This is a genomic window from Flavobacterium ustbae (genome assembly GCF_003946915.1).
Classification (GTDB): domain Bacteria; phylum Bacteroidota; class Bacteroidia; order Flavobacteriales; family Flavobacteriaceae; genus Flavobacterium; species Flavobacterium ustbae.
This window is the reverse complement of sequence record NZ_RPOC01000003.1, coordinates 372,032-380,702: the sequence shown is the minus strand read 5'-3', so window position 1 is coordinate 380,702 and position 8,671 is coordinate 372,032. Positions and strand designations below refer to the sequence as shown.

Here is an 8,671-nt window from a genome sequence, read left to right as displayed (position 1 = left end):
GCGTGAAAGCACATAAGGCTTAACACGCTATAGAGACTAGCTCAAAGACTGTCTTGAAAAACAAAATTAAAAAAAAAATAAGATTTAAATTGGAAATCAACACAGAATCTTTGCGGATATTTTTCTCATTTCAACTTGAAACAAAGAAAACCTGAAACTTGAAACAATCAGAAAAATGGAACTAACAAGATTAATAGTAAAAGGAGGCGTAATATCGCCAGGTGAATTACGCGAAGTAGTAAATATAGCTTTAGATGAAGGTTTAGATTCTATTTCTTTCGGGTCCAGACAAGACATTATTTTCCCAAAAGGACTGAATAATTTTGACAAAGTAGATTTTGGCAGACATCATTTTGTTTATCCGGATCAAAAAAGCGGTAACAATATCGTTTCTTCTTACGTTTCGACCGATATTTTTAGAAATACCAATTGGCTAACAGGAAATCGATTTTTGTACGTTCTAGAAGAATTCAAAGAACAGCCTAAGTTAAAAGTCAATATTACAGATCCAAAACAGCAATTGGTTCCTCTATTTACAGGACATTTAAATTTTATAGCTTCTGATCATGAAGATTATTGGTATCTATATATTCGTCTTCCTAAATGGGACAAAATGGAAGTGTATCCTGTTTTAATTTACAGTTGGGATTTGGCAAAAATTTATTACGAAATCGAAAAAATTTCTGAAGAAGATGCTGTAGACATCGAAATGCTATTTACTTTGGTAAGCGACGCTTTGGATACCAACAACCGAACAATTGACAAAGCATTGAATATTCCTTTTTATCCGTTTCCATATTACGAAGGCATGAACAGAATGGGAATCGATCAATATTGGCTGGGGTTATACTGGCGAAATAATCTTTACGATTTAAATTTTCTAAAGGAAATGTGCGATTTATGTTTTGAATGCAAAATTGGCAAAATCTGTATTACCCCTTGGAAATCTTTTATTATAAAAGGAATTCCAAAAAATAGAAAATTAGAATGGGAAAAATTCTTAGGTAAAAGAGGAATCAACGTTCGCCATTCCTTATTAGAACTAAATTGGCATCTTCCTGTTGCTATGGAATGGGCTTTGAATTTAAAAACGTTTCTTGTTCGTACTTTAGATCAATTTGATATCAGCACATACGGTTTGAATTTCGGAATTTCCGAATACAATCGCGACGGACATTATTTTACTTCTATTGTTATTGAAAAAAACGAGCTTCCAGCCGCTTTAGAATCTATTAAAATCAGAGATACTTATAATGTTTTGTTTGCCAGGAATTTCGATCCAAATACGCGCGAATACATCGTACATTCACAAGATATTGATAAACTTGAGCTTCCTACAATATTGATTGAATTGAGCCGAAAATATTTTGAAGAACTCGGAAATATAGCATCAGAAATGGCTGAAAATCCTCAGAAAAAAGAAAAACTACAACTGGATATTTATCAATGTCAGGAATGCTTAACACTCTATAATTCGGAATATGGAGATAAAACTCAGGGAATTACAAAAGGGATTTTATTCGAAAATCTTCCTGAAAATTACTGCTGTTCTCTTTGTGAAGCGCCAAAAAGTAATTTTAGAATTCTAGAAGCTGTTGAAAATTAATGAGTTCTATAAAAGTGTGGTGTTTTGTATTTAAAAATTGCGTATATTTAGCTTAACTAAGAATTTTCCATAAAAGCAAAACACCTCGAAAAAGCTTTAAAGTTTCTTGGCACTATCTATTTATTCAATTAAAAATACAGTTATGATAAAAAGAACAACACCACCATCTGCTGAAAAAGATTCTGATGTTCCAGCAGAAACAACTGTAGAAAATACTACAGAAATTCAACCAGAAACAAAAACAACCGTTAGAAGAACAACTAGGACTGCCACAAAACCTACCGCAACAAAGACCCCAGCATCAAGAACCACTGCTGCTAAAGCACCTGAAGCAACGGTTAAACCTGCGGCAAAGACACCAGTAAAAGCTGCTTCTAAAACAACGCCGAGAGCAACTGTCAAAAAAGCGACCACAGCACCTGCAAAAACAGAACCCATCGTTTCTGAAATTGTCGAAATAAAAACCGAAGATATCCCAGTCCCTTTTGAAGAAAATAAACCAGTTGTTACTGTTGAAAAAATTGGTAAAGAGAAAAACGATATAAAATCAAAGCTTAAAGCTAAACTAAAAGCCAAAAAAGAGAAAGAAAAGAAAAGAGAAAAAGCAATTAAGGCTGTTATTAAAAAACTAGAAAAGGCAAAAAAAGCAAAACTAAAAGCTGCCGAGAAGAAAAAAGCTAAAGCTAAAAAAGCAAAAGAAAAAGCTCAAGCTAAAAAAATTGCAGAAAAAAAAGCAAAAGCTTTGAAAAAGGCTAAAGCTAAAAAGAAAAAATAGGAGTTGAAAATTCCAATATTTTAAATTCCAAATTCCAATTTGGAAGACTTAAAAAGAATCCTTTGGGTTCTTTTTTTTATTACCCTCCAATCGCAATCATACTGCGATTATCAAAGTGCAAAGCAGGATCATCCATTTCAGAAACACTTACCATTCCTGCGCGTACTTTTTTCTTGTTTTTAATAGATGCTGAAATCAATTCTTCAATAGATTCTCCATTCCTAAAAGCAGTCAGCAAATCAGTTTCTGAATTGGAGAAGAGACAATTTTTAATTTTTCCGTTTGCCGTCAAGCGGATGCGGTTGCAACTGTCACAAAACGGGTTGGTGATAGAACTGATAATTCCGAAGTCACCTTGAAAGTCTTTTATTTTATAATTTCTTGAAGTGAAGTTCTTTTCATCTTCTAACTTTTGAATTTCTTCTGATGAAAAAAGAGTCGAAACCTGAGAAAGAATTTCGTTTTGCGAAACCATTTTGCTCCTATCCCACTCATTTCCAGCAAAAGGCATAAACTCAATAAAGCGTACAGAAATTGGCAAAAACTGGGTTAATTTAACAAAGTCTATAATTTCATCTTCATTAAAACCTTTTATTAAAACCACATTTACTTTTACAATAAAATCATTATTCAAAAGCAAATGCAGATTGTCAATTACTTTTTCAAACTGATTTCTAAGTGTTATTGAATGAAATTTAGACGCAATTAAAGTATCTAAACTCAAATTGATTTTTTTGATTTTAAATTGCTTTAAAACTTCTATATATCGGTCAATTAATATTCCGTTTGTTGTTAAGGAAAGAGAAATATCCAAATCTGCTAATTTAGACACAATTTCAGGAAAATCTTTTCTCAACAGAGGCTCACCTCCCGTTAATCTTATTTTGTCAACACCATTTTTCACGAAAGTCTGAGCAATTGCAAAAATCTCATCAGCCGTCATTAAACTGGCTTTTGGAGAAAGCGCGATTCCGTCGGCAGGCATGCAATATGTACAACGCAGATTGCATTTTTCCAGCAATGAAATGCGCAGATAATTATGCTTGCGCCCAAAACCATCCGTCAAAATAGTATTAGAGGCTGTCATGATTTTTTCCTTTTAAAATATGAAAAATGTGCAAAAGATGCGGAAAAACTGCATCCATAGATTCCCTTGCTCCATTTGTTGATCCTGGCAAAGCCAAGACAACTGTTTTGCCTAAAGTTCCTGCAACCGTTCTAGATAACATGGCATATGGCATTCTTTGCTGTCCATAACTTCTTATAGCTTCTTCAATGCCTGGAATTCTGCTTTCTAATATTGGTTCCAAAGCTTCAGGCGTAACATCTCTTGGAGACAAACCAGTTCCACCTGTAAAAATCACTAATTGATTTTCTTTAGCATAAGCTTGAGTTTTCTCCTGAATAATATCAAGTTCATCTGGAATAATTTCATAATGAGAAGTTTCAACTCCGTACGAATCTAATTTCTCCACAATAACTTTTCCAGATCTATCTTCTTTATCTCCCGCAAAAATCGAATCGGAACAAACGAAAACCGCAGCTTTAATTACATTAGAAAATTTATTTTTGAAAGATGATTTTCCGCCTTCTTTATTAATTAATTTAATAGTCGAAATTTCGATTTCTTTATCAATCGGTTTCAACATATCGTACATCGTCAACGCTACAATAGAAGCTCCGTGCATGGCCTCAACCTCAACTCCAGTCTTGTAAACGGTTTTTACTTTAAAAATAATATGAATTTCTAACCCTTCAATTTTATAATGAACCGAAGTAAATTCGATTGGAAGCGGGTGACAATCCGGAATAGACAAATGCGTATTTTTTACCGCAAATAATCCAGCTGTTTTTGCCATTTCCAAAACATTTCCTTTGGGCACTAGATTCTTCTCCACAGCCTCAATTGTTTCCAGTCTGCTGACTTTTACAATTGCCGTTGCGGTTGCTTCTCTTAGTGTGCTTATTTTATGCGTAATATCTACCATTTTAATTTATTAGGTATTTTGTTTCCAAGTAAATGTATCATTTTCAAACATTTCTTTACCAAAAATCGGCACATCGGTTTTTATCCAATTTACAATGGCTTCTGTTGCTTCATAAACTTGTTTGCGTCGTGTTGACGATACAAAAACGAATAAACAAATCTCGCCTGCTTTTACAACGCCCAAACTATGGTAAATATGCATACAGGTCAAATCAAACTTAGCAAAAGCTTTTTCTCGAATGGCATGCAAAGCTTCATTTGCCATGTCTTTATATGCCGAATAGTCAATTGCTACGACAGTATTATCGTGAATAACATCGGCACGAACTTGTCCTAGAAAAATATTATGCGCTCCAATAGTATGTTTCGATTGATGTTTGGCAATCGATTTTGCAATAAATTCTGGAGAAATTGGGCCTTCTACAAATACATTTTTACTCATTTTTTTATTTTTTTCTTGCCACAGATTTCACAGATTATGTGGATTTTTCTTTTGCCACGAATTACACAAATTGCAATAATTTTTTAATTTTAATTTTATAATTCGCGAAAATTCGTGTAATTCGTGGCAAAAAATCCACGCACAGAAAAATCATTTTAATCCATATAATCTGTGGCTATATCTTTTCTTCTTTTAATAATTGTTTCATTGCTAAAGCTCCTCCAGTAATGCTTTTTACTTTTGAAAATTGATTTTTATTAAACAATTCAACTGCAATTTTACTTCTAATTCCAGATTGGCAGAAAACGTAAATTATCTGATTTTTACCCAATTTTTCAATTTCCTTTTCTAAATTCAATAACGGAATCTGGATGCTGTTTTTAAATTCTATTTTTGGTAATTCGTCTTCATTCCGAACATCCAAAAAAAGAACCTCATCATTCGCAATTTCATTCAAGAGAATTTCAAAATTGATTTCTTCAACTTGATTTTCAAATGAATTGTATTTGCTATCAAAATCTTCTTTTGTAATTACAAAATCTGAACTTTTCTCAAAATCATACTTTTGCTGTTCGTTATTGAGAATATTATAAACCAATATTTTTCCGCTTAAAACTGTTCCGATTCCGAGAATTATTTTGATTACTTCATTTGCCTGAAGCATTCCAATAATTCCAACCGTAATACCGATTACGCCGGCATCTTCACAATTTAAGGCGTTCGATTTTTCATCCGGATATAAACATCTATACGTTGGTCCATTTTGGTAATTAAAAACCGAAACCTGCCCCTGAAATCTAAAAATCGATCCGTAAACCATTGGCTTATGGGTAACCAGACATGCATCATTTATTAAATATTTAATCGAAATATTATCTGTTGCATCAACGATTATATCATAATTTTCGAACAACGAAATAGCATTTTCTCCCGATAATTTTACAGCAAAAGCTTCCACTTTTATTTCAGGATTTAATTCCAAAACTATGTATTTGGCTTCTTCCGCTTTAGATTTTCCAACGATCGAAGTTTTATAAATAACCTGACGGTGCAAATTTGAAATTTCGATTGTATCATCATCAACAATTCCAATTTCGCCAACTCCTGCCGCAGCTAAATAAGGTAAAATTGAAGCGCCCAAACCGCCAGCACCAATAACCAAAACTTTTGATTTTGATAATTTGTACTGACCTTCTTTTCCTATTTCAGGTAGAATGATTTGACGGTTATATCTCGTTGATTCTTTCATTATTTTTTTAATTAACCTCCTGCAAATGGAGGTAACAAAGCCACGACATCACTCGTTTTCAAAGTGTAATCTGAAGCTTTAGAAACTATTTTCTGATTCACAGCAACGCTAAAAGTCAGTGAATCAAATTCATATTTTTCGTTTAAATCATTCAAAAGTTTTTGCAATGATAATTCTTCCGAAAAAGATAACTTTTCGAATTCGCATTTTGTTTTTTCAGCGACAGCTCCAAAGTATTTAACCTCAACCATTTTTATAAATTTAAATTCTGAAAAATAAATTCATCATCAAAATGCTCCTGAAAATATTCCGTCAGTTTTGATGTATTTTTCACCACTTCACCAATCACAATAATGGCAGGCGACGAAATATTTTTTTCGGATACCAATTTACTAATTGTACTAATAGTGCCTATTACTTTTTGTTCTGAATTTTTCGTTCCATTCTGAATAATTGCAATTGGAAGGTCGTCAGTTCTGTTTTCTTGATAAATCGAAATTATCTCTTCTAATTTATGCATTCCCATTAAAATGACCACAGTTGCTGCCGATTTTGAAGCCAAATGAATATCTTTTGATAATTTATGATCCGAAGTGGTTCCTGTAATAACCCAAAAACTTTCAGCAATCTGTCGCTGTGTCAAACTAATTCCCGAAGTAGCCGGAACGCCCAATGCCGAAGAAATACCTGGAACGACAGCTGTTTGTAATCCAAATTTTACCGCATAATCAATTTCTTCACTGCCTCTTCCAAAAACAAACGAATCGCCTCCTTTTAGACGCACGACATGCCCGTAACGATTTGCCATTGAAACAATCAATTCGTTAATTTGATCTTGCGTATAAGCATGACATCCCAAACGTTTTCCAACAAAAACAATTTCTGCATTTGACGCATAATCTAGTAATTCTTCATTTACCAAAGCATCGTACAAAACCACATCGGCGCTTTCTAAAGCTTTAATTGCTTTAAGCGTGATCAATTCAACATCGCCGGGGCCTGCGCCTACAATCGTCAATTTTGGTGTTTTAAAATTTCGCATAGTCTTTAAGTTAAATTGATATTCAGGTCGTTTAATTCGTCTGCCGAATTAATATTGGTTAAAGGAAAGTTTTCGCTTTCTTCGATATTGATTATTTGATGCGGCAATTTAGCCAGCAAATCCATCATTTTTAATTCATTCGAATCAATTGCTTCTTTGATAACTGGAACAATATTTTTAGAATAAATTCCGATTAACGGATGTGTTTTACTTTCGGAAGCAAAAACCGTTATTCCTGCTTCTTTGGTATGTTTTGAAATTAATTCCTGCAATAATTCGGTTGAAATTAGAGGGATATCACAGCTTAAGATCAAATTAAACTCAGTTTCAGAATATGATAATGCAGTATAAATTCCTCCCAACGGCCCCTTATCTTCAATTAGATCTGGAATCTTTTCATATTGCAAATAATCATATTCCTTTGATGCCGTAATCAATTTAATTTGATCCGTAATTGGTAAAATCGCCCGAATGATATGCTCTATGAATGGTTTATCCTGAAACAAAACCAATCCTTTTTCTGACTTCATTCTGGTGCTTTTTCCACCGCAAAGAATAAATACTGTTAGTGTTTTCATAATTCTTTTGTTTCAGGTTTTCTTTTGTTTCAAGTTTCAAGTTGAAATGAGAAATTTTTTTACCGCAAAGTGCGCTAAGTTTTATTTATTCATTGTTGTTTAAAAATTAAGTTCGCAAAGCTAAATCAACACAAAGCTTTGCGAACTTTGCTTATATTTATAAACCGCATTAACAATTAACAAAAACTTTGCGTGCTTTGCGGTTAATTTTATTTTTTTAAGGAAAAATCAATTTAATGCTTGCCATTAAAATCACAGTTCCTAATACCATTTTTAATGTTCTGTTAGAAAAAGAACCGCTTCCGTAAAAGCCTCCCAACATTCCTCCTACAATAGCAATTGGAACTAAGTAAAAACTTTCCATTGGCACTGTTTTTCCTCCTAAAAAGAATCCCATCATTCCTGCAAACGAATTCACAAAAATGAATAAACTCGAAATCGCCGCCGATTCTTTTACATTCGCCCATCCTAAAAACAAAAGAATCGGACTCAAAATAATTCCGCCGCCAATCCCTAACATTCCAGACAATAATCCGATCGCAAAACCAATTGCCAATGCAAACGGAAGATTTATTTTTATCTCTTCTTTTTCTTTAAAATTAAAAACACCAAACAATCTCAATGCTGCAAAAACCAATACAATGCCTAAAATTATTTTATAAATCGTATTATCTAAAGTTATAAATCCACCAATAAAAGCAGCTGGAATAGAGGCAATTGCAAATGGATAAAACAGTTTGGGTTTGAAATAATTATTCTTGTAATAAAACCAAAATGAAATACTCGAAACAAATAAATTCAAAAGCAAAGCCGATGGTTTCATAATAGAAATCGGAAATGCAAAAATGCTCATTAAAGCCAAATATCCAGATGCTCCGCCGTGACCGACACTTGAATATAAAAAAGCAATTACGATTAAAGCAAAACTAAATAGGACTATATTTTCAGAACTTAGTATGTTCATTCTTGTTTGTTGTTTGTTTAAAGTTTCA

Annotated in this window: 10 protein-coding genes; 2 read left to right on the top strand and 8 right to left on the bottom strand. The window is 33.1% G+C overall.

What is annotated here, in order from left to right; all coding sequences use genetic code 11:
- The first annotated feature begins 175 nt into the window (after window positions 1–175).
- Both EG814_RS07315 and EG814_RS07310 read left to right on the top strand, forming a co-directional pair.
- Complete coding sequence (locus tag EG814_RS07315) at window positions 176–1,606, top strand: rubredoxin (RefSeq protein ID WP_125720417.1); 1,431 nt, start codon at window positions 176–178, stop codon at window positions 1,604–1,606.
- 142 nt (window positions 1,607–1,748) lie between these two features.
- Window positions 1,749–2,381, top strand: coding sequence for a hypothetical protein (locus EG814_RS07310; protein WP_125720415.1), 633 nt, complete (start codon window positions 1,749–1,751; stop codon window positions 2,379–2,381).
- A 79-nt stretch (window positions 2,382–2,460) separates the two neighbouring features.
- Here the strand turns inward: EG814_RS07310 and moaA are convergent, their stop codons facing one another.
- The 8 genes from moaA to EG814_RS07270 all read right to left on the bottom strand — a co-directional run bounded on the left by moaA (window position 2,461) and on the right by EG814_RS07270 (window position 8,643).
- A complete protein-coding gene (gene moaA / locus EG814_RS07305; RefSeq protein ID WP_125720413.1) occupies window positions 2,461–3,468 on the bottom strand; it encodes a GTP 3',8-cyclase MoaA in 1,008 nt (335 codons plus the stop codon).
- A complete protein-coding gene (gene moaCB, locus EG814_RS07300) occupies window positions 3,455–4,369 on the bottom strand; it encodes a bifunctional molybdenum cofactor biosynthesis protein MoaC/MoaB (RefSeq protein ID WP_125720411.1) in 915 nt (304 codons plus the stop codon). Before moaCB ends, moaA begins: the two co-directional genes overlap by 14 nt.
- A 9-nt stretch (window positions 4,370–4,378) precedes the next feature.
- Window positions 4,379–4,810 (bottom strand): molybdenum cofactor biosynthesis protein MoaE, encoded by a 432-nt coding sequence (locus EG814_RS07295; RefSeq protein WP_125720409.1) that lies wholly within the window; start codon window positions 4,808–4,810, stop codon window positions 4,379–4,381.
- Window positions 4,811–4,985: 175 nt separating this feature from the next.
- Window positions 4,986–6,059, bottom strand: a complete 1,074-nt coding sequence (gene moeB / locus EG814_RS07290) for a HesA/MoeB/ThiF family protein (RefSeq protein ID WP_125720407.1) — start codon at window positions 6,057–6,059, stop codon at window positions 4,986–4,988.
- A gap of 11 nt (window positions 6,060–6,070) precedes the next feature.
- Window positions 6,071–6,310 (bottom strand): MoaD/ThiS family protein, encoded by a 240-nt coding sequence (locus tag EG814_RS07285; protein WP_125720405.1) that lies wholly within the window; start codon window positions 6,308–6,310, stop codon window positions 6,071–6,073.
- Window positions 6,311–6,312: 2 nt separating this feature from the next.
- Window positions 6,313–7,101, bottom strand: coding sequence for a uroporphyrinogen-III C-methyltransferase (cobA, locus tag EG814_RS07280; protein ID WP_125720403.1), 789 nt, complete (start codon window positions 7,099–7,101; stop codon window positions 6,313–6,315).
- Between the two features lie 5 nt (window positions 7,102–7,106).
- Entirely contained in the window at window positions 7,107–7,679 is a 573-nt protein-coding gene (locus EG814_RS07275; RefSeq protein WP_125720401.1) for a molybdenum cofactor guanylyltransferase, read from the bottom strand.
- Window positions 7,680–7,896: 217 nt separating this feature from the next.
- Window positions 7,897–8,643, bottom strand: coding sequence for a sulfite exporter TauE/SafE family protein (locus EG814_RS07270; RefSeq protein WP_125720399.1), 747 nt, complete (start codon window positions 8,641–8,643; stop codon window positions 7,897–7,899).
- Window positions 8,644–8,671: the final 28 nt, after the last annotated feature.